The 25,381-nt window shown below is 62.4% G+C and carries 21 protein-coding genes; 8 read left to right on the forward strand and 13 right to left on the reverse strand.

Going from position 1 to position 25,381, the window contains the following annotated elements; genetic code table 11:
- Positions 1–538: 538 nt before the first annotated feature.
- Positions 539–1,891, reverse strand: coding sequence for a GntP family permease (locus FX982_RS16130; RefSeq protein ID WP_172611606.1), 1,353 nt, complete (start codon positions 1,889–1,891; stop codon positions 539–541).
- Positions 1,892–2,019: 128 nt separating this feature from the next.
- Positions 2,020–2,547: a gluconokinase gene (locus FX982_RS16135; protein ID WP_172613078.1), complete on the reverse strand. Its 528-nt coding sequence runs from the start codon at positions 2,545–2,547 to the stop codon at positions 2,020–2,022.
- A 268-nt stretch (positions 2,548–2,815) separates the two neighbouring features.
- Between FX982_RS16135 and FX982_RS16140 the strand changes: the two genes are divergently transcribed.
- Positions 2,816–3,832 (forward strand): LacI family DNA-binding transcriptional regulator, encoded by a 1,017-nt coding sequence (locus FX982_RS16140; RefSeq protein WP_172611607.1) that lies wholly within the window; start codon positions 2,816–2,818, stop codon positions 3,830–3,832.
- Between the two features lie 182 nt (positions 3,833–4,014).
- Here the strand turns inward: FX982_RS16140 and FX982_RS16145 are convergent, their stop codons facing one another.
- The 5 genes from FX982_RS16145 to glcD form a co-directional block, all read right to left on the reverse strand.
- Positions 4,015–6,192 (reverse strand): malate synthase G, encoded by a 2,178-nt coding sequence (locus FX982_RS16145; protein ID WP_172611608.1) that lies wholly within the window; start codon positions 6,190–6,192, stop codon positions 4,015–4,017.
- A gap of 58 nt (positions 6,193–6,250) precedes the next feature.
- Positions 6,251–6,658 carry a heme-binding protein gene (locus tag FX982_RS16150; RefSeq protein ID WP_172611609.1) on the reverse strand — a complete coding sequence of 136 codons (408 nt, stop codon included), beginning with the start codon at positions 6,656–6,658 and terminating at the stop codon, positions 6,251–6,253.
- 66 nt (positions 6,659–6,724) lie between these two features.
- Positions 6,725–7,948, reverse strand: coding sequence for a glycolate oxidase subunit GlcF (gene glcF, locus FX982_RS16155; protein ID WP_172611610.1), 1,224 nt, complete (start codon positions 7,946–7,948; stop codon positions 6,725–6,727).
- A 3-nt stretch (positions 7,949–7,951) separates the two neighbouring features.
- Positions 7,952–9,049 carry a glycolate oxidase subunit GlcE gene (glcE, locus tag FX982_RS16160; RefSeq protein ID WP_172611611.1) on the reverse strand — a complete coding sequence of 366 codons (1,098 nt, stop codon included), beginning with the start codon at positions 9,047–9,049 and terminating at the stop codon, positions 7,952–7,954.
- The gene (gene glcD, locus FX982_RS16165) at positions 9,049–10,548 is read right to left on the reverse strand and encodes a glycolate oxidase subunit GlcD (RefSeq protein WP_172611612.1); all 1,500 of its coding nucleotides are present in this window, start codon (positions 10,546–10,548) and stop codon (positions 9,049–9,051) included. The genes glcE and glcD overlap by 1 nt, the downstream gene beginning before the upstream one ends.
- 387 nt (positions 10,549–10,935) lie before the next feature.
- Between glcD and glcC the strand changes: the two genes are divergently transcribed.
- The 3 genes from glcC (at position 10,936) to hppD (ending at position 13,668) form a co-directional block, all read left to right on the forward strand.
- Complete coding sequence (gene glcC / locus FX982_RS16170) at positions 10,936–11,709, forward strand: transcriptional regulator GlcC (RefSeq protein WP_172611613.1); 774 nt, start codon at positions 10,936–10,938, stop codon at positions 11,707–11,709.
- A gap of 107 nt (positions 11,710–11,816) precedes the next feature.
- Entirely contained in the window at positions 11,817–12,449 is a 633-nt protein-coding gene (maiA, locus tag FX982_RS16175) for a maleylacetoacetate isomerase (RefSeq protein WP_172611614.1), read from the forward strand.
- 142 nt (positions 12,450–12,591) lie between these two features.
- Positions 12,592–13,668 carry a 4-hydroxyphenylpyruvate dioxygenase gene (hppD, locus tag FX982_RS16180; protein WP_172611615.1) on the forward strand — a complete coding sequence of 359 codons (1,077 nt, stop codon included), beginning with the start codon at positions 12,592–12,594 and terminating at the stop codon, positions 13,666–13,668.
- A gap of 175 nt (positions 13,669–13,843) precedes the next feature.
- On the opposite strand, the gene FX982_RS16185 is transcribed toward hppD, so the two are convergent.
- On the reverse strand, positions 13,844–14,656 hold the full coding sequence (locus FX982_RS16185) for an IclR family transcriptional regulator (RefSeq protein WP_172611616.1): 813 nt from the start codon (positions 14,654–14,656) through the stop codon (positions 13,844–13,846).
- Positions 14,657–14,765: 109 nt separating this feature from the next.
- Here FX982_RS16185 and hmgA point away from each other — a divergent pair, with 109 nt between their 5' ends.
- Together hmgA and fahA are read left to right on the forward strand one after the other, a co-directional pair.
- Complete coding sequence (hmgA, locus tag FX982_RS16190; protein WP_172611617.1) at positions 14,766–16,082, forward strand: homogentisate 1,2-dioxygenase; 1,317 nt, start codon at positions 14,766–14,768, stop codon at positions 16,080–16,082.
- Positions 16,079–17,377, forward strand: coding sequence for a fumarylacetoacetase (gene fahA, locus FX982_RS16195; protein ID WP_172611618.1), 1,299 nt, complete (start codon positions 16,079–16,081; stop codon positions 17,375–17,377). The genes hmgA and fahA overlap by 4 nt, the downstream gene beginning before the upstream one ends.
- 117 nt (positions 17,378–17,494) lie before the next feature.
- Here fahA and FX982_RS16200 read toward each other — a convergent pair whose 3' ends face one another.
- The 4 genes from FX982_RS16200 to FX982_RS16215 form a co-directional block, all read right to left on the reverse strand.
- Positions 17,495–18,952: an N-acyl-D-amino-acid deacylase family protein gene (locus FX982_RS16200; RefSeq protein ID WP_172611619.1), complete on the reverse strand. Its 1,458-nt coding sequence runs from the start codon at positions 18,950–18,952 to the stop codon at positions 17,495–17,497.
- 4 nt (positions 18,953–18,956) lie between these two features.
- Positions 18,957–19,817, reverse strand: coding sequence for a MurR/RpiR family transcriptional regulator (locus FX982_RS16205; protein WP_172611620.1), 861 nt, complete (start codon positions 19,815–19,817; stop codon positions 18,957–18,959).
- Positions 19,818–21,167, reverse strand: coding sequence for a GntT/GntP/DsdX family permease (locus tag FX982_RS16210; protein WP_172611621.1), 1,350 nt, complete (start codon positions 21,165–21,167; stop codon positions 19,818–19,820).
- A gap of 376 nt (positions 21,168–21,543) precedes the next feature.
- On the reverse strand, positions 21,544–22,527 hold the full coding sequence (locus FX982_RS16215) for a GlxA family transcriptional regulator (protein WP_172611622.1): 984 nt from the start codon (positions 22,525–22,527) through the stop codon (positions 21,544–21,546).
- A 161-nt stretch (positions 22,528–22,688) separates the two neighbouring features.
- Here FX982_RS16215 and FX982_RS16220 point away from each other — a divergent pair, with 161 nt between their 5' ends.
- Complete coding sequence (locus FX982_RS16220; RefSeq protein WP_172611623.1) at positions 22,689–23,381, forward strand: DJ-1/PfpI family protein; 693 nt, start codon at positions 22,689–22,691, stop codon at positions 23,379–23,381.
- On the opposite strand, the gene FX982_RS16225 is transcribed toward FX982_RS16220, so the two are convergent.
- Positions 23,378–24,007 carry a TetR/AcrR family transcriptional regulator gene (locus tag FX982_RS16225; protein ID WP_172611624.1) on the reverse strand — a complete coding sequence of 210 codons (630 nt, stop codon included), beginning with the start codon at positions 24,005–24,007 and terminating at the stop codon, positions 23,378–23,380. The genes FX982_RS16220 and FX982_RS16225 overlap by 4 nt on opposite strands.
- Before the next feature lie 271 nt (positions 24,008–24,278).
- Here FX982_RS16225 and FX982_RS16230 point away from each other — a divergent pair, with 271 nt between their 5' ends.
- Entirely contained in the window at positions 24,279–25,376 is a 1,098-nt protein-coding gene (locus FX982_RS16230) for an MBL fold metallo-hydrolase (protein WP_172611625.1), read from the forward strand.
- Positions 25,377–25,381 lie beyond the last annotated feature (5 nt).

Here is a 25,381-nt window from a genome sequence, read left to right on the forward strand (position 1 = left end):
AGCCTTTGGGTGATGGTAATTGCCGATTGCATCCAAATGCGGTCATCAGTATGACGCCATTGGTACGATTTTAATTCCCCAGGTTCATCGTCTCGTCACAGTTAGCGTGGCTCCTGGGTCGAACGGCATGGGAATCTTGCCTGATGCTGGCGGTAATTTCCCCTACAAATCGGCTATCGCATTGATAGCCAGATGCAGAGCGGCGCCTATTCCACACTCCTTTGCCCTTTATTGCAAAGAACTCGTAGCGGCCGGCGATGAAATTTTCATTAGATTGCCTCGTACGAGTTCTCTGAGAGGAGTGTAGGAGACTTCCTAAATGAGTACCGGCAAAACGCCGTAACTTTAATCGAATTGATGACGGGATGTGTGAACGGTTTTGTATCAGGCCCGGCTGGGCTGCACCGAAGACTCAGGTGGCGTCATCAGCAGAGCGGCGGTGAGCGGTTTGAGTGGGTTAGAAATGACATGCCCACCGGGGAGGTGGGCATGGGAACAGCGGCAAGGATCGCAGCGTCAATTTGCCGCGATCAACGTATCAGACCACCATCGATAACAGCATGATCAGGATGATGCCCACGACCGACAGGATGGTTTCCATCACGGTCCAGGTTTTCAGCGTCTCGGACACGGTCATGTTGAAGTACTGCTTGACCAGCCAGAAGCCCGCGTCGTTGACGTGGGACAGAATCAACGAACCGGCCCCGGTTGCCAGGACCAGCAACTCACGGTTCACGCCTGGGATCATGCCGACCACCGGCGCAACAATACCGGCACCGGTGATGGTGGCAACGGTTGCAGAACCGGTAGCGATGCGGATCACTGCGGCCACCAGCCACGCCAGCAGAATCGGCGAGATCTGTGCCTGCACGGCCATGTGGCCGATCAGGTTACCGACGCCACTGTCCACCAGCATCTGCTTGAAACCACCGCCGGCACCGACGATCAGCACGATTGCGGCGACGGGCGCCAGGCTCTGGTCGAGCAGCTTGATGATGTGGTCGCGGCTGAAACCACGTGCCGAACCGAAGGTGTAGAACGCCAGCAGCAGGGCAAACAGCAGAGCAGCGATCGGGTGACCGATGAAGTCCATCCAGATGCGGAAGATGTGACCGGCTGGCAGCGCCACGTCTGCAAACGTCTTGAGCAGCATCAGGAACACTGGCAGCAGGATCGTAACCAGGGTAATGGCGAAGCTTGGCAGGTTGTCGTTGGTCGACTCCTTGGCAATCTGATCCATCAGCTCTTTAGACGGGTTGCCCGGAATGTGCTTGGCAATCCACTTGCCGTAGATCGGGCCGGCGATGATGGCGGTCGGGAACGCAACGATCAGACCGTAGAAGATGGTCTTGCCGATGTCTGCGTTGAAGATGCCGATGGCCAGCAACGGACCCGGGTGCGGAGGCACCAGGCCGTGTACGGCCGACAGACCTGCCAGCAGCGGGATACCGATCTTGACGATGGACACGCCGCTGCGACGGGCAACGATGAACACCAGCGGGATCAGCAGCACGAAGCCGATTTCGAAGAACAGCGGAATGCCCACCAGAAACGCCGAAAACATCATGGCCCAGTGCACGCGGTCCTTGCCGAAGCGACGGATCAACGTCTGGGCGATCTGGTCAGCACCGCCGGAATCGGCCATCAGCTTGCCGAGCATGGTGCCCAGGCCAAGAATGATGCCGACGAAACCCAGCACGCCGCCGAAACCGTCCTGGAATGATTTCATCACTTTTTCGACCGGCATCCCGGAGGTCAGCCCGAGAAAACCTGCCGCGATGGTCAATGCAATAAAGGGGTGGACTTTGAACTTGGTGATCAAAAGCACAAGGCCAATGATGGTCACCAACGCATCGACCAGCAGATACGTGTCTTGAGTCATGCCGAACATGGGGGTGTCTCTCCGTTGTATTTTGTTTTTTTGGAGCTACTGCTTGACGCTGTTGCTCTCTGCCCTGTGAAGCGAGGGCAGCGTCATCAGAGACAGCGCTACCTTTGTCGCTCACGCCTGATCGAGGATCAAGAGCCAGTGCGCGCGGTGACAGATGGGGCTTGTGGCTCGGCGCTGGACTCGCTCCACCAGGTGGCCGCTTCCTTACCGATGGTCTCGATGGATTTGGTCGCGTCCACCACCAGCGTGCGGTCCTCGTTGTAAGGAGGTTCGAGGGTCGCGAACTGGCTGTCGACCAGACTGGCCGGCATGAAGTGCCCCGGGCGATGGGAGCAGCGTTCGGTGGCGAGTTCCTTGGTCAGCTCCAGAAACACGAAACCCAGCCCCGGCACGGCTGCACGCAGACGGTCACGGTAGATGAGCTTGAGGGAGGAGCAGGTAAGAACGGGTTTTTCGCCGTTCTTCAAGGCGGTGGCAACTTCTTCGCCGAGGCGGGTCAGCCAGCCGGCGCGATCGTTGTCGTCAAGCGGATGGCCCGCGCTCATCTTGTCGATGTTGGCTTGAGGATGGAACGCATCACCCTCGATCAGGCGGCCGCCGCTGTTTTTTGCGATGGCCTCGCCGACGGCACTCTTGCCGCAGCCGGAAACACCCATTACCACGATGGCGGAAATAGCATGTGGAGCAGTAGTCATAAAAACCTCGTCCCGGAGACAGCGCTGTCTTCGCCGAATGGTGTGCAAGTCCGGCGAGACTGTTTCCAGGTGTAGTCATTGTTATGGGTATCTCGCTGATCCATGAGATGCAAAAACCCGGTCGTGGAATCGATCGAAAAGTTGCGGGCCTCCGTGAGATAGCGCTACCTTAGAGCCCATCCCACACAATCGCAACCCCCTCAGCTTTCTTCCAATCAGTTGGCAACGCATGACACGTATTGGTTCCCGATCCACCGGTCGTCCCACCCTTAATGAAGTCGCCAAACTGGCCGCCGTCTCGCCGATTACCGCGTCCCGAGCCCTGCGTGGCGTGACCACCGTGGCTCCGGAGTTGGTGGAAAAAGTCCGCGCTGCTGCGCTGAGTCTAGGCTATGTCGCCAATCCTGCCGCACGGGCGCTGGCGTCTTCGCAAAGTCAGTCGGTGGTAGTGCTGGTGCCGTCGCTGTCCAACCAACTGTTTATCGAAACCCTCGAAGCCATTCAGACGGTCTTGCGCCCGCGCGGGCTGGAAGTGGTGATCGGTAACTATCACTACTCGCCTATAGAAGAAGAGAACCTGCTGCGCAGTCATCTGTCTCATCGGCCTCGTGGGATTCTGCTGACCGGTTTCGACCGCAGCGTGGCGGCGCAGCAATTGCTCGCCGCCAGTGGTGTGCCGTGCGTGCACATGATGGAACTCGACCCGACCCGCGCCGAGCCATGCGTTGGGTTTTCCCAGCAACAGGCGGGTGCCGAGGCGGCGCGGCATCTCTTGAGCCGTGGCCGGAGGCGACTGGCGTACGTATCGGCTCAGCTCGATCCACGGGTGATTCAGCGTGGCGTCGGCTTTCGCGGCGTGCTGGAGCAGGAAGGGCTGTACGACGAAGCGCTGCAGGTGGCGTCGCCGCTGCCGTCATCCATCGGTCTGGGCAGTGAGTTGTTCGCCCGGTTGCTGGAGGCGCATCCGGATGTTGACGGGGTGTTCTTCTGCAACGACGACCTGGCCCAGGGCGCATCATTGGAGGCCCTGCGACGGGGCGTCCGCATTCCGGAACAGGTTTCGCTGATCGGCTTCAACGACCTGCCGGGTTCGGCCCATATGGTCCCGCGCCTGACCTCCATCCGCACCCCGCGCGAACAGGTCGGCCAGCGCGCCGCGCAACTGTTGCTCGGCTTGCTGGACGGCACGGTCCACGAAGCACAGGTGGATCTGGGGTTTGAACTGGTGGTGCGGGAGAGCACGTAGGTGCTTTCGTGGGCAGGCTCATTTCCACAAGTCCTCCATCCGCCCCGAACCAAAGTCAGACGCTGAACCTGTGGGAGCGAGCTTGCTCGCGAAGGCATTCTGTCGGCCAGCCTGAGTGCTGCTGACCCACCCCATCCCTGAGCAAGTCACCCCACTTCAAAATCCCCAGCGCTTCCGCTCGATCAATGCTCCTTCTTGAACGCCAACCGGAACTCGTGCAACAGCGGTTCGGTGTAGCCGCTCGGCTGTTCGCGGCCTTTAAACACCAGCGCGTTGGCGGCCTGGAATGCCACTGACTTTTCGAAATTGCCGGCCATTGGCGTGTAAGCCGAGTCCCCGGCGTTTTGCCGGTCGACAACCTTCGCCATACGTTTCAAGGCATCTTTCACATAGTCCTCGGAGACCACACCGTGGCGGAGCCAGTTGGCGATGTGCTGGCTGGAAATGCGCAGTGTCGCGCGGTCTTCCATCAGGCCGACGTTGTGAATGTCCGGCACCTTCGAACAGCCAACGCCTTGCTCCACCCAGCGCACCACATAGCCCAACAGCCCTTGAGCATTGTTCTCGACTTCTTCGCGAATCTGATCCTCGTTCCACTCCGCCTTTTCGACGACGGGGATGCTCAGCAGGTCCAGCAGAATGTCTTCGCTGATGCTGTCGAGATCGACCTGTTCAAGCTCCTGCTGCACCGCTTTCACGTCCACCTTGTGGTAATGCAGTACGTGCAGGGTGGCGGCGGTCGGCGAGGGCACCCACGCCGTGGTCGCGCCGGATTTCGGGTGCGCGATCTTCTGCTCCAGCATGTCGGCCATCAGGTCCGGCATCGCCCACATGCCCTTGCCGATCTGCGCACGCCCGCGCAACCCGCACGCCAGGCCCACCAGCACGTTGCTCCGCTCGTAGGCCTTGATCCACGGCGTGGCTTTCATGTCGCCCTTGCGCAGCATCGGCCCGGCTTCCATCGAGCTGTGCATCTCGTCGCCGGTGCGATCAAGGAAACCGGTGTTGATGAACGCCACCCGCGACGATGCCGCTTCGATGCACGCCTTTAGGTTGACGCTGGTGCGCCGCTCCTCGTCCATGATCCCCATCTTCAGGGTGTTGCGCGGGATTTTCAGCGCGTCTTCGATGCGGCTGAACAGGGTGTTGGCGAACGCGACTTCGTCCGGGCCGTGCATCTTCGGTTTGACGATGTAGACGCTGCCGGCGCGGGAGTTGGTGCGGTTGTGCAGGTCGTGCAGGGCAATCAGGCTGGTGATGACGCCATCAAGAATGCCTTCCGGGATTTCCTTATTGCCGTCGTAAAGGATCGCCGGGTTGGTCATCAGGTGGCCGACGTTGCGGATGAACAGCAGCGAGCGCCCGTGCAGGGTAATCGCGCTGCCGTCGGCCGCAGTGTATTGGCGGTCGGCGTTCAGGCGACGGGTGATGGTCTTGCCGTTCTTGACCAGCGCTTCGGTCAGGTCGCCTTTCATCAGGCCCAGCCAGTTGCGGTAGATCACCAGCTTGTCGTCGGCATCGACGGCGGCGACCGAGTCTTCGCAGTCGATGATGGTCGACAGCGCGGCTTCCAGCAGCAGATCCTTGATCCCGGCCGGGTCAGTGGCGCCGATCGGGCTGGCGGGGTCGATCTGGATTTCGATGTGCAGGCCGTTGTTCTTCAGCAGGATTGCGTTCGGCTGGCGCGGCTCGCCCTGATAGCCGACGTATTTCTCGGGCTGTGCCAGGCACGACTGGCTGCCGTCGGCGAGGGTGACCAGCATTTCGCCGCTGTCCACTGCGTAGGCCTTAGCGCCGACATGGGAGCCGGACGCCAGGGGCGCGGCTTCATCGAGCAGGGCCCTGGCGAAGGCGATGACTTTCTCGCCACGCAGCGGGTTGTACCCGGCCTTGATTTCGGCGCCGTTGGCCGAGGAAATGGCATCGGTGCCGTAGAGCGCGTCGTACAGCGAACCCCAGCGCGCATTGGCGGCGTTCAGGGCGTAACGGGCGTTGGCAGCGGGCACCACCAGTTGCGGACCCGCCTGCTCGCTGACTTCGATGTCCACTTTGTGGGTGGACACCTGAACCTGCGCCGGCACCTGCTTCAGATAGCCGATGCTGTCGAGAAACGCGATGTACGCCGGCATGTCGGTGACCGGGCCGGGATTGGATTTGTGCCACTTGTCCAACTGAGCCTGTATGCGGTCACGCTCTTTCAGCAGCTCGCGGTTGACCGGGGCGAGGTCGTGGACCAGCGAATCGAAATCGGCCCAGAACAGTTCCGGGGTCAGGCCTGTCCCGGGGATCACTTCCTCGTCGACGAAACGCTTGAGGTTGGCCGCCACCTTGAGGTTGTGGCAATTGACGAACTCGGTCATCTGGGGTCTCCATCATGAATTGGGTTTGCAGCATTGCTGCAGGCGATCGCTGCGGACGTTACTGCGCGCTTACCACCGCAACCCCGGCCTTGGCCACTTGCGCATCCTGATCGGCTTTCACCCCGGACACGCCCACCGCGCCGATGGTCTGACCGTCGATGATCACCGGCACGCCGCCTTCCAGCGAAGTCAGCAGCGGGGCGGTCACGAATGCGGTGCGCCCGCCGTTGACCATTTCCTCATAACCCTTGGATTCGCGACGACCCAGCGCCGAGGTGCGGGCTTTTTCGATGGCGATGTAGCCACCGATGGGCGCGCAGCCGTCGAGGCGCTCGAAGCCCAGCAGGTGACCGCCGTCATCGGTGACGGCGATGGACACTGCCCAGCCGTTGTTCTGCGCCTCGGTGCGGGCCGCGGCGAGGATCTGGGTGACTTCGGTCTGGGTCAGTACGGATTTGGTTTTCATGCAGTTCTCCTGAAGGGCAAAGGGTGTCATGAGTGTGCGTCTGATACGGAGCCAGGGCGCCTGCAATCAACTTGGAGGCAAGGCGTCCTCGATGAGTTCGATCCAGTGTTTGACCGGCGTGCGGTTGGCGCTGGCCAGATGGGTCTGACAGCCAATGTTGGCCGTCGCGATCACGTCCGGGTTGCCGCTTTCCAGCGCGTTCATCTTGTTGTCCCGCAGCTGTTTCGCCAGCACCGGTTGGGTGATCGAATAGGTGCCGGCCGAGCCGCAGCATAAGTGACTGTCGGGCACCGGTGTGAGATTGAAGCCCAGCCGGGTCAACACCGACTCGACGGCGCCGCCGAGTTTCTGCGCGTGCTGCAGCGTACACGGGCAGTGGAAGGCCAGGGTCTGGCGGGTGCAACCGCCGAGCTGCTCCAGGGGTTCGGCGCGCAGCACTTCGACCAGGTCCCTGGTGCGTTCGCTGATGGCTGCCGCTTTTTGGGCGTATGCCGGGTCGTGGCGCAGCAGGTGGCCATAATCCTTGACGAAGGCGCCGCAGCCGCTGGCGGTCTGCACGATGGCTTCGGCACCGGCCTGAATGCTCGGCCACCACGCATCAATGTTCCGCCGTGCCCGCTGCAGGCCTTGTTCCTGGGCGTTCAAGTGGTAATCCACGGCGCCGCAGCAGCCGGCCTGAGCGATGGATGTGACGCTGATGCCCAGCCGATCCAGCACACGCGCCGTGGCCGCATTGGTGTTGGGCGACAAACCGGGTTGCACGCAGCCTTCGAGAATCAACATCTGTCGCGCATGCTGCCGGGTCGGCCGCGCCTTGGCCGGGCGGATGTTGCCGGGCAGCTTGGTCTTCAATGCGCCGGGCAGCAGTGGCCTGAAGGAGTTACCCAACTGGGTCAGGGATTTGAACAGCCCGGCATTGGGAACAACGGCGCGCAGGCTGTCGCGCAGTAATCGTTGGCCCAGCGGGCGCGGCACGGCAGCGTCGACCACTTCCCGGCCGATGTCCAGCAGGTTGTGGTAGTCGACGCCGGAAGGGCAGGTGGTTTCACAGTTGCGGCAGGACAGGCAGCGGTCCAGGTGCAACTGGGTTTTCTCCGTGACCTCCTTGCCTTCCAGCACTTGCTTGATCAGGTAAATGCGCCCGCGTGGCCCATCCAGCTCATCGCCGAGCAGCTGATAGGTCGGGCAGGTCGCGTTGCAGAAACCGCAGTGCACGCAACTGCGCAGAATGCTTTCCGCTTCTTCGCCACGGGGCAGGCTTTTGGCGTGTTCGCTCAGGGTCGTCTGCATGGTTCAGATCTCCGCGTACATTCGGCCCGGATTGAAAATTCCGTGCGGATCGAGTTGTGCCTTGAGCTGGCGGTGGTAGCGCAGCAACGGCGTGGCCAACGGCTGAAACGGGCTGTCGTCGAGGCCGTGGCTGTAGCAGGTGGCGTGCCCGCCTGCGGCGCTGACGATGCGACGAATCTCGCTGCCGCTGGCGTCGGATTTGAGCCAGCGTTGCGCACCGGCCCAGTCGATCAATTGCTCCCCCGGCAGGTCCAGCTCAGCAGTGCTGACAGGCAATGACAGGCGCCACAACGGACGGCCATCGGTGAAGAAATCCAGACGGTGTTCGTTCAATTCGCGCCAGTACGCCGGGTCGATGGATTCGCCGCCCAGGAGGTCATGGGCCGCCGCAACTGAACCTTCACCGCCTTCAAGGCGCAAGCGCAGCACGCGGCCGTCGTGGCTGGCGGCGCTGATCGGCAGCGGTTGCTGACCCCACTGCGCGAGGCGGGCAAGGGCGGTGCTGCTGTCCATCTCCAGTGCGATGCTGGTGCACAGCCTCGGTTTGGGCAGGACTTTCAACGAGACTTCGGTGATCAGTCCCAGGCAACCGAAACTGCCGGCCATCAGGCGCGACAGGTCGTAACCGGCGACGTTCTTCATCACCTCGCCGCCGAAGCGCAGATGCTTGCCCAGACCGGTAATCACCCGCGTGCCCAGCACAAAGTCCCGCACCGAGCCCGACCAAGGCCGGCGCGGCCCGGACAAGCCTGCGGCGACCATGCCGCCGACGGTTCCATCACCTGCGCCGCCATCGCTGTAGCTAGGTGGCTCGCAGGGCAGCATCTGACCGGCGTCTTCCAGCGCGGCGTTCAGCACCGACAACGGCGTGCCGGCGCGGGCGGTGATCACCAGTTCGGTCGGGTCGTAAGTGACGATGCCGCAGTGGAGGCGGGTGTCGAGCACTTCACCTGCCACCTCGCGACCCAGAAATGCCTTGCTGTTGGCACCTTGAATGCGCAGCGGCAGGGCGGATTGAATCGCCTGATTAACCTGCTCCAGCAGCGCATCGCTGGCATCGCGCTCTTGGGCCACGAAGGGCGGCTGACGTTGGGCATCCATCAGAAACGCTCCAGTTCAGGGAAGGGCAGCTTGCCCATGTGCACGTGCATGGCACCGAATTCGGCGCAGCGGTGTAGGGTCGGGATGTTCTTGCCGGGATTGAGGGTGCCGGCCGGGTCAAAAGCGGCTTTTACCGCATGGAACAACGTCAGCTCGTCACTGTTGAATTGCGCACACATCTGGTTGATCTTTTCGCGGCCCACGCCGTGCTCGCCGGTGATGCTGCCGCCGACTTTCACGCACAGCTCCAGAATCTTCCCGCCCAACGCTTCGGCGCGGTCCAGTTCACCGGGTTGATTGGCATCGAAGAGGATCAGCGGGTGCATGTTGCCGTCGCCGGCGTGGAAAACGTTGGCGACCCGCAGTCCGTATTCTTCCGACAGCGCGGAAATGCCCTTCAACACGCCCGGCAGTTCCCGACGCGGAATGGTGCCGTCCATGCAGTAATAATCCGGCGAGAGCCGACCGACTGCCGGGAAAGCGTTCTTGCGCCCGGCCCAGAAGCGCACGCGTTCGGCTTCGTCCTTGGCCTGACGGATTTCGGTCGCCCCGGCGTTTTCCAGCACGGCGCGGACCCGGTCGCAATCGGCGTGTACGTCAGCTTCCACGCCATCGAGTTCGCACAACAGGATGGCTTCGGCGTCCACCGGATAGCCGGCGTGAATGAAGTCTTCGGCGGCGCGAATGGCGAGGTTGTCCATCATTTCCAGGCCGCCGGGGATGATGCCCGCGGCAATGATGTCACCGACCGCGCGCCCGGCTTTTTCCACCGAGTCGAAGGCGGCCAGCAACACCCGTGCGACTTGCGGCTTGGGCAACAGTTTGACGGTGACCTCGGTGATCACGCCGAGCATGCCTTCGGAGCCGGTAAACAGTGCGAGCAGATCAAAGCCTGGCGAGTCCAGTGCGTCGGAGCCCAGCACCATGTGCTCGCCCTCGACCGTGAGGATGTCGACCTTGAGCAAGTTGTGCACGGTCAGGCCGTATTTCAGGCAATGCACGCCGCCAGCGTTCTCCGCGACGTTGCCGCCGATGGAACAGGCAATTTGCGAGGAGGGGTCCGGCGCGTAATAAAGGTCGTAAGGCGCTGCGGCCTGGGAAATGGCCAGGTTGCGCACACCGGGTTGCACGCGGGCGTAACGCCCGGCGGGGTCGATGTGCAGGATTTTGTTGAAGCGCGCCATTACCAGCAGCACGCCTTTTTCCAGCGGCAGTGCGCCGCCGGACAGTCCGGTCCCGGCACCACGGGCCACCACCGGCACGCCGCGCTCGTGGCAGACCTTCAGCAGCGTCTGCACCTGCTCGATGCGCTGGGGCAGCACCACCAGCATCGGCGTCGTTCGGTAGGCGGAGAGGCCGTCGCATTCGTAGGGGCGCAATTCTTCCTCCCGATGGAGGATGTCCAGATCGGGCAGGCGGGTTTGCAGCGCTTGGAGCAGCTGTTGTTTGTCGATGGCCGGCAGAACGCCGTCGACCCGTTCGTCGTACAGGATATTCATGATGGGTTCGCAACCCTGTCTTGTTTTTATTGGAGGCCCGTTCCGTGGCGGAACGTGAATGGCTGGCTTGCATCATTGGCTCAGCGGGGCTTAGTGTCTACCGGCTGGAGCAGTGGTCGAACCAGTTTCGCGATGCGGGATCAGGAAATTTTCGGCTAATAAACTTGAATATCAACTAGATAGCGCTGGTCGCGCTCTTTGCTGTTCAGGTTGATATCCGCGGTCATACCAGTGCGGGGCCCGTTGTAGCAGTTGGCTTGTCGGGGAACCGGGCAATCCAGTTTGTTGGGATGCGACTGAAAAAATGTGTTCGCCAGCAAGCCGGCTTCTACGGATCGATTCGACCGAACGGACTGGACCCAGCGCTAACCCGAGGAACACTTAGCCATGGAAACTACCCAAACCCAGCGCCCGCAGCAGGTCGCCGATGTCGTCAGCGAGCGCATTGAGCGACTGATTGTCGACGGGGTGCTCAAGGTCGGTCAGCTGTTGCCTTCCGAGCGGCGACTGACCGAAAAACTCGGGGTGTCGCGCACCGCCCTGCGCGAGGGTCTGCAGTTGCTGCGCGCCCGGGGCATCATCGAAACCCGTCATGGCAAGGGTTCGTTTGTCGCGCAGATGGGCGGGCTCGGGCTGACCGCTGCCTCGCCGCTGATGCATTTGTTCGCCTCTCAGCCGCGCACGCTTTACGACCTGTTCGAGGTGCGCAGCCTGCTGGAGGGGGAGTCCGCGCGGCTGGCAGCGTTGCGTGGCACCGACGCGGATTTTGTGCTGATCACCCGGGCCTACAACGCGTTGGTGGCCGGCCATGACCACCCGATGCCGGCGTCCGAACACGCCCGTCTCGACCATGCGTTTCATCTGGCCATCTGTGAAGCGTCCCACAACCCGGTGCTGGTGCAGACCCTGCGTTCGTTGACGGATCTACTGCTCAACACGGTGTTCGCTTCGGTCAACAACCTCTATCACCGTGAAGCCCAGAAGCGACAGATCGACCGTCATCATGCCCGGCTGTACAACGCGGTCACCGGGCGCTTGCCCGAGCAGGCGCGCAAGGCGGCTGTGGCGCACATCCAGAACATCTGCGACAACCTGCGGGAGATCGAAAGCGAGGAGCAACGGCTGGTGCGCGCCACTCTGCGGCTGGAGGGCTGGGCTTGAGCAGATGGAGCTGAACTTGACAGGCATCCCGCATTGCCGCAGTTTACGCATTGCGTAAGTCGCTTACGCCGTAGTGAAAACCAAAACAACAATAACAGGCCATTCCCGTGGATCTTTTCACCTACTACCGATCGACTTCGAGCTACCGGGTGCGCATTGCCCTGGCGCTGAAAGGTCTCGCGTTCGACGCACTGCCGGTCAACCTGATTCGCGACGGCGGTGAACACCACCGGCCCGACTACCTGGCGATAAACCCCCAGGGCCGCGTTCCCGCTCTGAGGGTGGACGGCGGCGAGGCGATCATCCAGTCCATGGCGATCATCGAATACCTCGAAGAATTATCCCCCGAATTCCCATTGCTCCCCGAAGGGCTGCTCGCCCGGGCGGGCCATCGGCAGGTTGCCGCCCTGATCGGCTGCGACATTCATCCGTTGCACAACGTCGCGGTGCTGAATCGCCTGCGCGGCATGGGTCACGACGAAGGCGATGTGACGGCGTGGATCGGCCACTGGATCGGCGAAGGCTTCGCCGCAGTGGAGGCCCTGATTGGCGACGCTGAGTTTTGTTTTGGCGCGGTCGGCCTCGCCGATGTGTATGTGCTGCCTCAGGTGTATGCGGCGCGACGCTTCAACGTGGACATGACCCCGTATCCACGCATTTGCCGGGTCGAAGCGCTGGCGATGCAGCATCCGGCGTTTCAGGCCGCCCATCCCGATGCGCAATCGGACAAGCCGGAGTAATCTTTCCCCCATGAAAAGCTTCGGTCTGCAATTGATCTTCGGCGACTTCCTCGCCCGCAGCGTGCGGGGGATTTCCTGCGCGCCACCCGCTGAATCGTGATCCAAGCCGCTGTGCCTCTCACTTTTCAGCAGGAGCAAGACCGTGACTGATCTCTACGAAAATCCAATGGGCCTGATGGGCTTCGAGTTCATCGAATTCGCCTCGCCGACCCCGAACGTGCTGGAGCCTGTGTTCCAGATCATGGGCTTCACCAAAGTCGCCCAACACCGTTCCAAGAACGTGTCGCTGTACCGCCAGGGCGCGATTAACATCATCCTCAACAACGAGCCCAATAGCGAAGCGTCCTACTTCGCGGCGGAGCATGGTCCTTCCGTGTGCGGCATGGCATTTCGGGTCAAGGACTCGCAACTGGCCTACAAGCGCGCGCTGGAACTCGGCGCGCAGCCTGTCGAGATCGGCACCGGGCCCATGGAATTGCGTTTGCCGGCGATCAAGGGGATTGGCGGCGCCCCCTTGTACCTGATCGACCGTTTCGGCGAAGGCACCTCGATCTACGACATCGATTTCGTGTACCTCGAAGGCGTCGACCGTCACCCCAAGGGCGCCGGCCTGCAATTCATCGACCACCTGACCCACAACGTCTATCGCGGGCGGATGGCCTATTGGGCGAACTTCTACGAGAAGCTGTTCAATTTCCGTGAGCTGCGCTACTTCGACATCAAGGGCGAGTACACCGGCCTGGCCTCGAAAGCGATGACAGCGCCGGACGGCATGATCCGCATCCCGCTGAACGAGGAATCGTCCAAAGGCGCCGGGCAGATCGAGGAGTTTCTGATGAAGTTCAACGGCGAGGGCATTCAGCACGTCGCGTTCTTCACCGAAAACCTGATCGACACCTGGGATCGGCTCAAGGCGCTGGGCATGCGTTTCATGACCCCGCCGCCGGACACCTATTACGAAATGCTCGAAGGCCGTCTGCCCAACCACGGCGAACCGGAGCACGAGCTGAAAGCGCGGGGGATTCTGCTGGACGGCAATTCAGACGGCGCAAGCAAGCGACTGCTGCTGCAGATATTCTCGGAAACCCTGATGGGGCCGGTGTTCTTCGAATTCATCCAGCGCAAGGGTGACGACGGCTTCGGCGAGGGCAATTTCAAGGCGCTGTTCGAGTCGATCGAGCGGGATCAAGTGCGCCGGGGCGTGTTGGCGGTGGATTGAAGCTTAGTTCGATACAGGCTTTGTAGGAGCCGGCTTGCTGGCGAACTCGGTGCATCATTCACTGCAGCGGCGCGGGATTAATCGCATTCGCCAGCAAGCCGGCTCCTACAGGCTCGTGTTCATGCCGGGTGCAGTGCCTGGCCCTGACCTATTGGCGCAGGCATGTTCCCAAACGTTATTCATGATCGCGAGTTGACGCCAGCGGCGGCATTTCCCCACCCATCCGCGCGCTGATTGCCTGAGCCATCTGCAGCAGTTTCTGTGCAGCGAGGGCCTGACGCTGATCGGTAAACACCGATGCCGAACCCACCACCGTCACCACACCCACCAGCTTGTTGCCCATGGCAAACACCGGCGACGACACTGCGTTGACCCCGGCCATCAACATCCCATGAATCTGATGCACCCCGGTGCTGAGGATCTCTTGGAGGTGCCGATCAATCTCCTGCAACTGCGCCTCGTCCAACGATGCCGATTCCGCCTCCCTCAACCCGGCGGTTTCAGTCGCAGACAAGAAGGTCTCGAACACCAGCCCGGTGGACGAACTGAGCAGTGGCAGCACCGAACCGATCTGTGTGACCAGGGTGACCGCCCCCAGCGCCTGCTCGACGTACACCACCGTCGGGCCTTTGTTGCCCCACACGGCCAGAAAGCAGGTTTCGTTGAGTTCATCGCGCAGTGCGATCAGGGCTGGCGCAGACGTTTTCAGTACATCCAGTTGGCTCAGTGCGGCCAGGCCGACCTGTAACGCCGAACGACCCAGTCGGTAATGATTGTTGGCCGGGTCCTGCTCGGCAAAGCCGCTGTCCACCAGCGCTTGGAGGTAGCGATGCACCTTGCTGGCCGGCATGTCGACGTACTCGGCAAGTTTCGACAGCGACGTGGCGGGGGCCAGTTCGGCCAGCGCCTTGAGGATGCCGACGCCGACCTCAGCCGACTGGACTTTCTGCTGGCGTGGCGCGGCGGCGGGGGTGGAATCGTCGGTCATGGCAAGGGAGGCCCCCGGTCTGGAAAGGCTGCTTTATAGCTTGACCCTTCTGCAAACTCAAATTACGTTATGCGTAACACGCTTACGATAAAAACAATTAGAGGTCGTCATGTCGACAGCACCCCGGTCCGACTCCATGCGCTACCAGTGCGGCTTCGGCAATCAATTCAGCAGCGAGGCGATGCCGGGCGGATTGCCCCGCGGGCAGAACTCGCCCCAGCGTCACCCGCTGGGCCTGTATGCCGAGCAATTCTCCGGGACCGCATTCACCGTCCCTCGCGCCGAAGCCCGGCGCACCTGGCTCTACCGTATTCAACCGTCTGCCGCGCACCCTCGTTTTCAGCGACTTGAGCGGCAGATTACCGGTCAACAGCAAGGCCCCGTCACCCCCAATCGCCTGCGCTGGAATGCGTTCGACATCCCCGCCGAACCCACCGATTTCATCGACGGCCTGCACGCGCTGGCCAGCACCTCGTCTGCCGAGCAGGCCGAGGGCGTGAGCATCTACGTCTACACCGCCAACCTTTCTATGCAGCGCGCGTTCTTCAGCGCTGACGGCGAATGGCTGATCGTCCCCCAGCAGGGTCGCCTGCGCATCATCACCGAATTGGGCCTGCTAGAGCTTAAGCCGCAAGAAATCGCCGTGCTGCCAAGGGGGCTGAAATTCAGCGTCGAGTTGCTCGACGGCGCCGCGCGAGGTTATCTCTGCGAGAACCACGGCTGCGCCCTGCGTCTGCCTGACCTGGGTCCGATCGGCAGCAATGGCCTGGCCAATCCCCGGGATTTCCAGGTGCCCCACGCCTATTTTGAAGACAGCGTGCAGCCCACCGTGCTGGTGCAGAAATTCCTCGGCGAACTGTGGGCGACCACGCTGGGTCATTCCCCCTTCGACGTCGTCGCGTGGCACGGTAACAACGTCCCGTACAAATACGACCTGCGCCTTTTCAACACCTTGGGCACGGTGAGTTACGACCATCCCGATCCGTCGATCTTCACCGTACTGACCTCGCCGGGCGTTGTCGACGGTCAGGCCAACGTCGATTTCGTGATCTTCCCACCGCGCTGGATGGTGGCGGAAAACACCTTCCGGCCGCCGTGGTTTCACCGCAACCTGATGAACGAATTCATGGGCCTGATCGATGGCGCCTACGACGCCAAGGCCGCAGGTTTCATGCCCGGCGGCGCATCACTGCACAACTGCATGAGCGCCCACGGCCCGGACAACGCCAGCGCCGAGAAGGCCATGGCCGCCGAGCTCAAGCCGCACAAGATCGAACAGACCATGGCGTTCATGTTCGAGACCGGCAAGGTCCTGCGCCCCAGCTACCACGCGCTGGAAAGCCCACAGCTGCAAAGCGATTACGATGTCTGTTGGGATGGCATCGCCAGAACGTTCAAGCCTTTCGACACGGACAGCCAACGATGAGCACTTCACAGCACCTGCGCAGCTGGGTTGCCAGCGCCAACGACCATCCCGACTTTCCCCTGCAAAACCTGCCCTTGGGCGTGTTCAGTCGCCCCGGTTTCGGTAAGCGCGGCGGCGTCGCGATCGGCGATTTCATTCTGGACCTGCAAACGGCCCTGGAGGCCAGCCTGTTCAACGGCGCCGCGCGCGTGGCCGTCGAAGCCGCCAGCCAGGGGCAACTGAACGACTTTTTCGCCCTGGGCGGTTCGTCCCGGCAGGCGTTGCGCCATGAACTGCTGCACCTGCTCGAGGAAAAAAGCCTGCAACGTGAGCGCTTGCAGGCCATGGGCGAGCGTCTGCTGGTGCCGATGGCTGACTGCAAGATGCACATGCCGGCGCAGGTCGGCGACTACACTGATTTCTACGTCGGCATTCATCACGCGATGAACGTCGGCAAGCTGTTCCGCCCGGACAATCCGCTGTTGCCGAACTACAAATACGTACCGATTGCCTACCACGGGCGGGCCTCGACCCTGGGTGTGTCCGGGATGCCGGTCAAGCGCCCCAGCGGGCAAACCTTGAAGCCGGGTGCCGAGGCGCCGGATTTCGGGCCGAGCAAACGTCTGGATTACGAACTGGAAGTGGGCGTGTGGATCGGGCAGGGCAACGAGGCGGGCGAGCCTGTCCCCATCGGCAGGGCGGGCGAGCACATCGCCGGTTTCTGTCTGTTGAACGATTGGTCGGCCCGGGACCTGCAAGCCTGGGAATACCAGCCGCTGGGGCCGTTTCTGTCGAAGAGTTTTGCGACGAGCATTTCGCCGTGGGTGGTCACGGCCGAGGCGCTGGCGCCATTTAGTGCGGCCCAGCCAGCGCGTCCCGAGGGTGACCCGCCGCCGATGGCTTATCTGTTCGACGAGCAGGATCAGGCCGGCGGCGCGCTGGACATCGAGCTGGAAGTGCTGCTGCTCACCGCGCGGATGAAAGAGCAGGGTATCGCGCCCCAGCGTCTGTCCCTGAGCAACACGTTGAACATGTACTGGACCGTTGCGCAGATGGTGGCCCACCACAGCGTCAACGGCTGCAAGCTGCAAGCCGGCGATCTGTTCGGCACCGGCACCTTGTCAGGCCCGCAGCCCGGCCAGCTTGGCAGCCTGCTGGAAATGACCGAAGGCGGAAAGCGCGCCGTAGAATTGCCCAACGGCGAGACGCGAACCTTTCTGGAGGCCGGCGATGAGGTGATCCTCAAAGCGCGCTGCCGTAAGGAGGGCGAAGTGAGTATCGGCTTTGGCGAGTGCCGTGGGGTGGTGGTGGGCTAAAGCCGCATCCCATGTCTTAGTAGGACCGGCTTCAGCCGGGAATAGGCCAGTGTGTGCGCCATCAATTTTGAGCTATGGCCGCTTACGTCTTCCCGTTTAAAGCCAGTCCTACAGAAATTAACCAAACCCACCCACCAGAGATCCACTGCGCGGCAAGAACCTCCCTTGCCGCTCCCCCTGCGGTTTGCCTTCCGCGTAACTCAAATGCCCGTTCACCCAGACCGCATCGATCCCCTCGGCCGCGCGCTTTGGCTCTTTGAAATCCGCCACATCGCGCACGGTGTCGGCGTTGAACAGCACCAGGTCCGCGCAATACCCTTCTCGCACGAAGCCACGATCATGCAGCCCGAAGCGTGTGGCGGTCAGTCCGGTCATCTTGTGCACGGCGGTGTGCAGCGGGAACAGCCCCAGATCCCGACTGAAATGCCCCAGCACCCGTGGAAATGCACCCCACAGGCGCGGGTGCGGAAACGGGTCTTCCGGCAGGCCGTCGGAACCGATCATCGACAGCGGGTGCTTCATGATCCGCTGCACGTCATTCTCATCCATGCCGTAATACACGGCGCCGGCCGGCTGCAGTTTTCGGGCGGCGTCCCCCAGTGAAAGCCCCCAGTCGGCGGCAATGTCTTTCAACTCGCGGCCGCCCTGTTCCGGGTGCGGCGTCGACCAGGTGATGGTGATCGGAAATGCGTCCGTGACCTGTTTCAAATCCAGCGTCGAAGAACTGGCCGCATAGGGGTAGCAATCGCAGCCCACCGGGTGGCTCAGCGCGGCGTTTTCCAATGAGGCCAGCAGCTGCGGACTGCGACCCCAGTTGCCTGCGCCTGCGCATTTCATGTGGGAGATCACCACCGGGGATCTGGCGTGACGGCCGATCGCGAACGCCTCGTCCATGGCCTCCAGCACCGGCTCGAACTCGCTGCGCAGGTGCGTCGTGTACACCGCGCCGCACGCCGTCAGCTCCTCGGCCAGCTGTTTCACTTCGTCGGTTTCGGCCGAGAAAGCCGAGGCATAGGCCAGACCGGTGGACAGGCCCAGCGCGCCATCCGCCAGGCTGTCGCGCAATTGCCCGCGCATGGCGCTGATTTCATCAGCGCGCGCCGTTCGAAAAAGATCGTCCATGTGATTGCTGCGCAGCGCGGTGTGGCCGATCAGCGCCGCCACGTTGACCGCCGGACGCGCCGCGTCCACTGCGTTGCGGTAATCGATAAAGCGCGGATAAACGAATGCAGCGGCGGGGCCCAGCAGGTTCATCGGATCCGGCGGGTCGCCCGCCAGCGAAACGGGCGAGGCGCTGATGCCGCAGTTGCCGACAATCACCGTGGTCACGCCCTGGGTGATTTTCGGCAGCATCGCCGGCTGACGAATCACCACGGTGTCGTCGTGGGTGTGCACGTCGATGAAACCCGGCGCCAGCACGCGGCCGGCGGCGTTGATTTCTTCGCGGGCGGAGACGTCGTGGAGGTCACCGATGCGCTGGATGCGGCCGTCGCGGAGGGCTACATCAGCGCGGTAGCCGGGCGTATCGCTGCCGTCGATCACCAGCGCGTCGCGAATGATCAGGTCGTAAAGCATGGGGTCAGTCTCCAAGGGGCAGGCCGTCGTCGCCGCCGCGGTAGTCATCCAGCGCGAGCTTGATCCGTCGCAGCCGTTCGCGGTTGGCGTCGGGCGCAGTCAGTGCCAGCTCGGTGGCCAGCACGTCGATGGTCAGCAGCATGCCGTAGCGCGCGGCCGTGGGTTTGTAGATGAAATTGGTTTCGGCGATCTGCAGCGGCAGCAGGACATCCGCCCGCTCCGCCAGCGGCGAGCCGGGCAGGGTAATGGCGAGAATCTTCGCGCCATAGCTGCGGGCGAGATCCACCGCATCGAGCAGTTCAGGAGTGCGCCCGCTCAGTGAGCAGACAATGACGCTGTGCTCGGGACCCAGGGTCGCGGCGATCAGGCGCATCATCACCGGGTCACGGCTGGCGGCAATCGGGTAGCTGAGGCGCACCAGCCGGGTCTGCAGTTCTTCGCTGCACAGGCTGGACGCGCCGCCCATGCCGAAGCTATGAATCATCCGGGCCGGCGCCAGCAGGGCCACCGCCGCCTGGAAGCGTGATTCATCGAAACCGGCCAGGTGCTGACGCAGGGTGGACTCGATGTCGCCGACGATCTGGGTGAAAAACGCCGACTGTTCCGGCGCCTGCTCCGCGGTCAGGAAGCGGTTGCCCACGGCGCTGGCCTGGGCCAGTTGCAGGCGCAGGTCGCGCAGGTCCTTGCAGCCCACCGTGCGGGCGAAACGCGACAGCGTGGCGCTGCTGACTTCGGCGCGGGCGGCGAGGTCGTCGAGGCTGGCGCTGGCGGCAAACGCCACGTCGCTGAGCACCAGTCTGGCGATGCGGCCTTCGCCGGCGCTGAACGACTCCTGACGGGCGCGGATCTGGTAAAGAATGTCCACTCAGATCACCTGCGCCAGCCCGAGGGTCAGGACGAAAGCGATCACCGAAATCAGCGTTTCCAGCACCGTCCAGGTCTTGAAGGTCTGTGCCACGGTCATGTTGAAGTACTCCTTGATCAGCCAGAACCCGCCGTCGTTGACGTGGGAAAAAATCACCGAGCCGGCGCCGGTCGCCAGCACCAGCAGCTCCGGATGGGGATAGCCCAGGCCCAGCGCCACGGGGGCCACGATGCCGGAAGCAGTGGTCATTGCCACGGTGGCCGACCCGGTGGCGACGCGCATCAGTGCCGCAAACAGCCAGCCCATCAGCAGCGGCGACAGGTGAAAGTCCTGCGCCAGGCCGACGATCTCGTTGGTCACGCCGCTGTCGACGAGAATCCGGTTCAGACCGCCGCCTGCGCCGACCAGCAACGTAATGCTGGCCGTGGGCGCCAGGCATTCCTGGGTGAATTTCAGGATCGAATCGCGGGAGAAGCCTTGGGCAATGCCTAACGTCCAGAAGCTTAGCAACGTGGCCAGCAGCAGCGCGATCACCGAGTTGCCGATGAACAGGAGAAAGCTGTTGAAACCGCTGCCCGGCGTGGAAATCAGGTTGGCCCAGCCACCCAGCAGCATCAGCACCACTGGCAGCAGAATGGTCGCCATGGTAATGCCGAAGCTCGGCAGTTGGGCGCGGGGTTCACGGTCGAGAAATTGTTTGGCGAGCGGGTTTTCATCGGGCAAATGGATATGCGGCACGATGAAGCGCGCGTAGATCGGGCCGGCAATGATCGCGGTGGGTATGCCGATGAGGATGGCGTAGAACAGTGTCTGGCCGACCGACGCCTGATAGGCCTGTACCGCCAGCATCGCGGCCGGGTGCGGCGGCACCAGGGCGTGGACCACTGAGAGGCCGGCGACCATCGGCAGGCCGACCATCAGAATCGACACGCCGACCCTGCGCGCCACAGTGAATGCTATCGGCACCAGCAGCACGAAACCCACTTCGAAGAACAGCGGCAGCCCCACCAGAAATGCGATGCAGACCATCGCCCAGTGCGCGTTGCGTTCGCCGAAGCGGTCGATCAAGGTGCGCGCGACCTGCTCGGCGCCGCCGGACTCGGCCATCATTTTGCCGAGCATGGTGCCCAGCGCCACGACCAGCGCGATATGCCCCAGCGTCTTGCCGACGCCGCCCTCATAGGACGCGACGACGGCATTGGCCGGCATGCCGGCTACCAGCGCGAGGCCGACGGACACCAGGGTGATGACGATGAACGGATTGAGACGAAAGCGCGCGATGAGCACGATCAGGGCGATGATCGCGACAGCGGCGTAGACCAAGAGAGACAGGCCGGTTGAAGGAGGCATGCAACGGATTCCTTGCTGAGAATGAGGAGGTCAGGGCTTGGTGGCGACGGGGCTGGCCCGCTAGACGGGGTCAATCCCAGCGGATTAACCCGTGCGCCACCAGGCGGTGAAGACAAACTCGGCAGTGGGTGTTGCAAGCGCCATCATCGGCGATAGAGAAGCGGGGGCGGGACGATCACAGGCAGTCATTATTGTTATCTCTGATTTCGTGATGAAAATTAAATTACACGAAACAGGATAAAAATATCAATCTATGAAAATTAATTTCGTTCTGCGTATCTCAGTATGTTGCTCGCTACGCATTCCGTGCCGGCTTGTTGCGAACGCCTGCACCGGCCTCTTCCCGGCTAAAGCCGGTCCCACTGACATCAGGGGCTCATGCCGCAGTGAACCGCTCCCGATACGCCTGGGGCGTCACTGATACCGCGCGCATGAAGCTGCGCCGCAACGTCTCTTCCGTGCCAAACCCGCAGCGGTCGGCGATGCGCTTGATCGGCAGCGCGCTGTCTCCCAACAAACGCCGCGCCGCTTCGACGCGCAATTGCTCGATGGCCCGCGCCGGCGTGTTGCCGGTGTGGGCGCGGTAGTGGCGGACGAAACTGCGCTCGCTCATGCCCACCTGCGCCGCCAGTGTGGCAACCGACAGGTCACTGGCCAGATTGTCGAGAATCCAGGCGTGCAGGTCGCCAAAGCGGCTGCCTTGATCGCGGGTCTGGTGCTGCATCGACAATGCCGTGCTGAACTGCGATTGCCCGCCCGGGCGCTTGAGAAACACCACCAGATCCCGCGCGACCGCCAGCGCGATGTCCCGCCCCAGGTCCGCTTCAACCATCGCCAGTGCCAGATCAATCCCCGCCGTCACCCCGGCGGACGTCCACAGTTTGTCCTCGTTGATGAAGATCGGGTCCGGATCGACGCGCAGGTGCGGAAAACGCCGCGCCAGTTCATCGCAACTGTCCCAGTGGGTGACCACCCGATGGCCGTCCAGCACGCCGGCGGCCGCCAGCAAAAATGCGCCGGTGCACACCGACGCTACGCGCCGGGCACTGAGGGATTGCGTTCGCACCCAGGCCACCAGAACCGGGTCCAGCAGCGCGGCATGGACCCCGCCGCCACCGGCGATGATCAGCGTGTCCGAGGGCGTGGACGGCAGCGGGTGAGTGAGCAGGCCCAGCCCGGCGGAAGACACGATGCTGCCGGGTTCGCTGGCAATGACTTCGGGCCGGTAGGGAATTTTTTTCAGGCCGGCTTCGTGCGCCATGACGTTGGCCGAGGCAAACACCTGCAGCGGTCCGGTGACGTCGAGCAACTGAACGTTGGGAAAGGCCAGAACATGAACCGACCGGGGCTGATGAGGCATAACGCCCTCGCTGTAAAAATTGGCGTGAATTGTTGGCTTTATGGCGTATCCGCCAGAGGCTAGCTCGCTACAGTGGTTTCGTCCAGGCGCTGGCCCGAGTCCCATCGGCAGCGTCACTTCATACCGTCAGATGAATCACTTCTCGTACAAGGAAACACACCATGACCCTGCATATCGGCCTGCTGGTATTCCCCAACGTCCAGCAACTGGACCTCACTGGCCCTTACGATGTTTTTGCCACCATGCCTGGCGTGGTCGTGCATCTGGTCTGGAAGCACCTCGAGCCGCTGCAGTCCAGCACCGGCCTGACCCTGGTACCGACCGCGACCTTCGCCGACTGCATTGACCTCGATGTGATCTGCGTGCCGGGCGGGGTAGGCGTCGACGTATTGATGGAAGATGCGCAAACCCTGGCGTTCATTCAGCATCAGGCCGCCACGGCGCAATACGTGACGTCGGTCTGCACCGGCGCGCTGGTGCTCGGTGCGGCAGGGCTGTTGAAAGGCCGCCGCGCCACCACTCACTGGGCGTCCCATTCGTTGCTGGAGCAGTTCGGCGCGATTCCGGTACGCGAGCGCGTGGTGCGCGACGGCAACCTGATGACCGGCGGCGGCGTGACGGCGGGGATTGATTTTGCCCTGACGCTGATCAGCGAAGTGTTCGACGCCGATACCGCCCGGACCATCCAGCTGCAGCTGGAGTACGCGCCGGCACCGCCCTACGATTCGGGCCGCCCGGACTCGGCACCCGCCAATATCCTTGCCGTCGCCACTGATCGCGCCATGCAGGGCTTGCTCGCACGTCGGCAGATTGTCGAGCGCGTCACGGCGGCCATGGATAACGGACGGGTTTAGATCGAGGATTTATCGAGCGGGATTTCATACCAGCAGAGGAACAGGTCCAGCGCAGACTCGACCACTTCGCGCTGCTTGTCCGGCGCGAGCAGGGGTTCGTTGAGGGTGACTTGCGGCCAGAAAGCAAAGGCCTTGAGCAGCGCATGAATCTGCGACGCGGCGAACACCGGCTCGACGGCCTTGAGGCGGCCGTCCTGCTGGGCGCCGCGGACCCAGACGGTGAAGGTTTCTTCCCGTTGATTGAGCCGGCTGACCCAGACCTGCGCGCGGTCGGGAGAGTGGATGGTCGCGCCGATGGCCACGCGAGCCAGGTCAATGAAGTTACTGTCGCCGAGGGTCTTCATCTTCGCGTCGAGTAATTCGCGCAGTTGATCGCGCAGGGGCACGCCGGGTTTGTACACTGCATCGGTCTGCGTCGCGGCGGAGGACCACAGGCGATGGAGCATTTCGGAGAACAGTTCTTCCTTGCTGGGGAAGTGGTTGTAGACCGTGCGCTTGGAGACCTCGGCCCGGGCGGCAATCCGGTCCATGCTCGTGACCTCGAAACCGTTGTCGCGGAACTCGGCGATCGCCGCCTGAACAATGGCTTCGCGTTTACGGTCGGTCAGTCGCAGTGGGGCAGTCATGGATTCGCTTCTGTGAGGTGGCGCGGACGACTCAACCGCCCGACAAGAAAATTACACCGGGAAGTTTACTTCTCTTTGCGCATCGTGCAAGCTTGAAACTACACTGTGTAGTGTAAGAGCAGCTGGAAGCTTCAAGTTTTGAGCTCCAAGCTAAAGCCACAGCGAAATCAAAGCGTACGCCATGCTCTTGCAGCTTGCAGCTTGCAGCTTGCAGCTTGCAGCTTGCAGCTTGCGCAGCGCCACCTTCACCCGTTTTATGGAGTCAGCCCCCATGGCCTCGATCGAAAAAAACCTGGATTCAAATCCTGCGCTGCCTGTCCTGACTCGGCGAGAAGGTCGCTATTTCAATATCAAGCCAATGGCGCGCTCAAGCGTTGGCAAGACCTTGCGTATCTTCTGGAACGCTCTGTTCAATAAACCCCATCACACCCGCCCGGCCGGGGAGATCCCGGTGCAGCCGCTGTCACGCCAGCAACTGTTTGCCGCGCCTGACAACACGGTCTACCGCCTCGGCCATTCCACGGTGCTGCTGAAACTGCGTGGCGCCTATTTCCTGACCGACCCCGTATTTGCCGAGCGGGCGTCGCCGGTGCAGTGGGCCGGACCGCAGCGCTTTCACCAGCCGCCGATCCTTCTGCAAGACCTGCCACCGCTCAAGGCGGTGATCCTTTCCCACAACCACTACGACCATCTTGATCACATGACCATTCAGGTGCTCAAGGACAAGGCCGAGCATTTCATTACACCGCTGGGGGTAGGGGACACGCTGATCGAGTGGGGAGTGCCGGCGGCCAAGGTTCAGCAATTGAACTGGTGGCAGTCGACAGACATTCACGGCATTCGCTTTGTAGCGACCCCGGCGCAGCATTTTTCAGGCCGCACGCTGCGGGACGGCAACCAGACCCTGTGGGCGTCGTGGGTCATCCTCGATGGCGAGCAGCGGATCTTCTTCAGCGGCGACACCGGCTATCACGACGGTTTCAAGTTAATCGGTGAGCAGTACGGCCCGTTCGACCTGACCCTGATGGAAACCGGCGCGTACAACGAAGATTGGCCGGACGTGCACATGCAGCCTGAAGAGACGCTGCAAGCGCACATCGACCTGCGCGGCAGGTGGCTGCTGCCGATCCACAACGGCACCTTCGACCTGGCGATGCACGCCTGGCATGAGCCGTTCGACCGGATTCTCGCGCTGGCGTGGGACCGCAGCATCTCCATCACCACGCCAGAAATGGGCCAGCCGTTTTACGTTCAGTACCCCAGCCGAGGCGAGGCGTGGTGGCTGAAAGTGGACAAGGCTGCCGAGCCGGCGGCAGGCCGCTGCGCTAAACAGCGGCACGGTCGCCAGCAGGCCACCAGCCAAGGCTAGAGCGG

The organism is Pseudomonas graminis (assembly GCF_013201545.1).
GTDB lineage: Bacteria > Pseudomonadota > Gammaproteobacteria > Pseudomonadales > Pseudomonadaceae > Aquipseudomonas.

Excerpts from the sequence above, each read along its gene's own strand:
- FX982_RS16135 (WP_172613078.1), bottom strand. The coding sequence starts at position 2,547 with ATGGGTGTTTCCGGCTGCGGCAAGAGTGCCGTCGGCGAGGCCATCGCA.
- FX982_RS16225 (WP_172611624.1), bottom strand. The coding sequence starts at position 24,007 with ATGACTGCCCCACTGCGACTGACCGACCGTAAACGCGAAGCCATTGTT.
- FX982_RS16145 (WP_172611608.1), bottom strand. The coding sequence starts at position 6,192 with ATGACCGAGTTCGTCAATTGCCACAACCTCAAGGTGGCGGCCAACCTC.
- FX982_RS16200 (WP_172611619.1), bottom strand. The coding sequence starts at position 18,952 with ATGCTTTACGACCTGATCATTCGCGACGCGCTGGTGATCGACGGCAGC.
- FX982_RS16140 (WP_172611607.1), top strand. The coding sequence starts at position 2,816 with ATGACACGTATTGGTTCCCGATCCACCGGTCGTCCCACCCTTAATGAA.
- glcC (WP_172611613.1), top strand. The coding sequence starts at position 10,936 with ATGGAAACTACCCAAACCCAGCGCCCGCAGCAGGTCGCCGATGTCGTC.
- FX982_RS16210 (WP_172611621.1), bottom strand. The coding sequence starts at position 21,167 with ATGCCTCCTTCAACCGGCCTGTCTCTCTTGGTCTACGCCGCTGTCGCG.
- fahA (WP_172611618.1), top strand. The coding sequence starts at position 16,079 with ATGAGCACTTCACAGCACCTGCGCAGCTGGGTTGCCAGCGCCAACGAC.
- FX982_RS16220 (WP_172611623.1), top strand. The coding sequence starts at position 22,689 with ATGACCCTGCATATCGGCCTGCTGGTATTCCCCAACGTCCAGCAACTG.
- hmgA (WP_172611617.1), top strand. The coding sequence starts at position 14,766 with ATGTCGACAGCACCCCGGTCCGACTCCATGCGCTACCAGTGCGGCTTC.
- FX982_RS16130 (WP_172611606.1), bottom strand. The coding sequence starts at position 1,891 with ATGTTCGGCATGACTCAAGACACGTATCTGCTGGTCGATGCGTTGGTG.
- FX982_RS16215 (WP_172611622.1), bottom strand. The coding sequence starts at position 22,527 with ATGCCTCATCAGCCCCGGTCGGTTCATGTTCTGGCCTTTCCCAACGTT.
- FX982_RS16230 (WP_172611625.1), top strand. The coding sequence starts at position 24,279 with ATGGCCTCGATCGAAAAAAACCTGGATTCAAATCCTGCGCTGCCTGTC.
- glcF (WP_172611610.1), bottom strand. The coding sequence starts at position 7,948 with ATGCAGACGACCCTGAGCGAACACGCCAAAAGCCTGCCCCGTGGCGAA.
- FX982_RS16185 (WP_172611616.1), bottom strand. The coding sequence starts at position 14,656 with ATGACCGACGATTCCACCCCCGCCGCCGCGCCACGCCAGCAGAAAGTC.
- glcD (WP_172611612.1), bottom strand. The coding sequence starts at position 10,548 with ATGAATATCCTGTACGACGAACGGGTCGACGGCGTTCTGCCGGCCATC.
- FX982_RS16150 (WP_172611609.1), bottom strand. The coding sequence starts at position 6,658 with ATGAAAACCAAATCCGTACTGACCCAGACCGAAGTCACCCAGATCCTC.
- glcE (WP_172611611.1), bottom strand. The coding sequence starts at position 9,049 with ATGGATGCCCAACGTCAGCCGCCCTTCGTGGCCCAAGAGCGCGATGCC.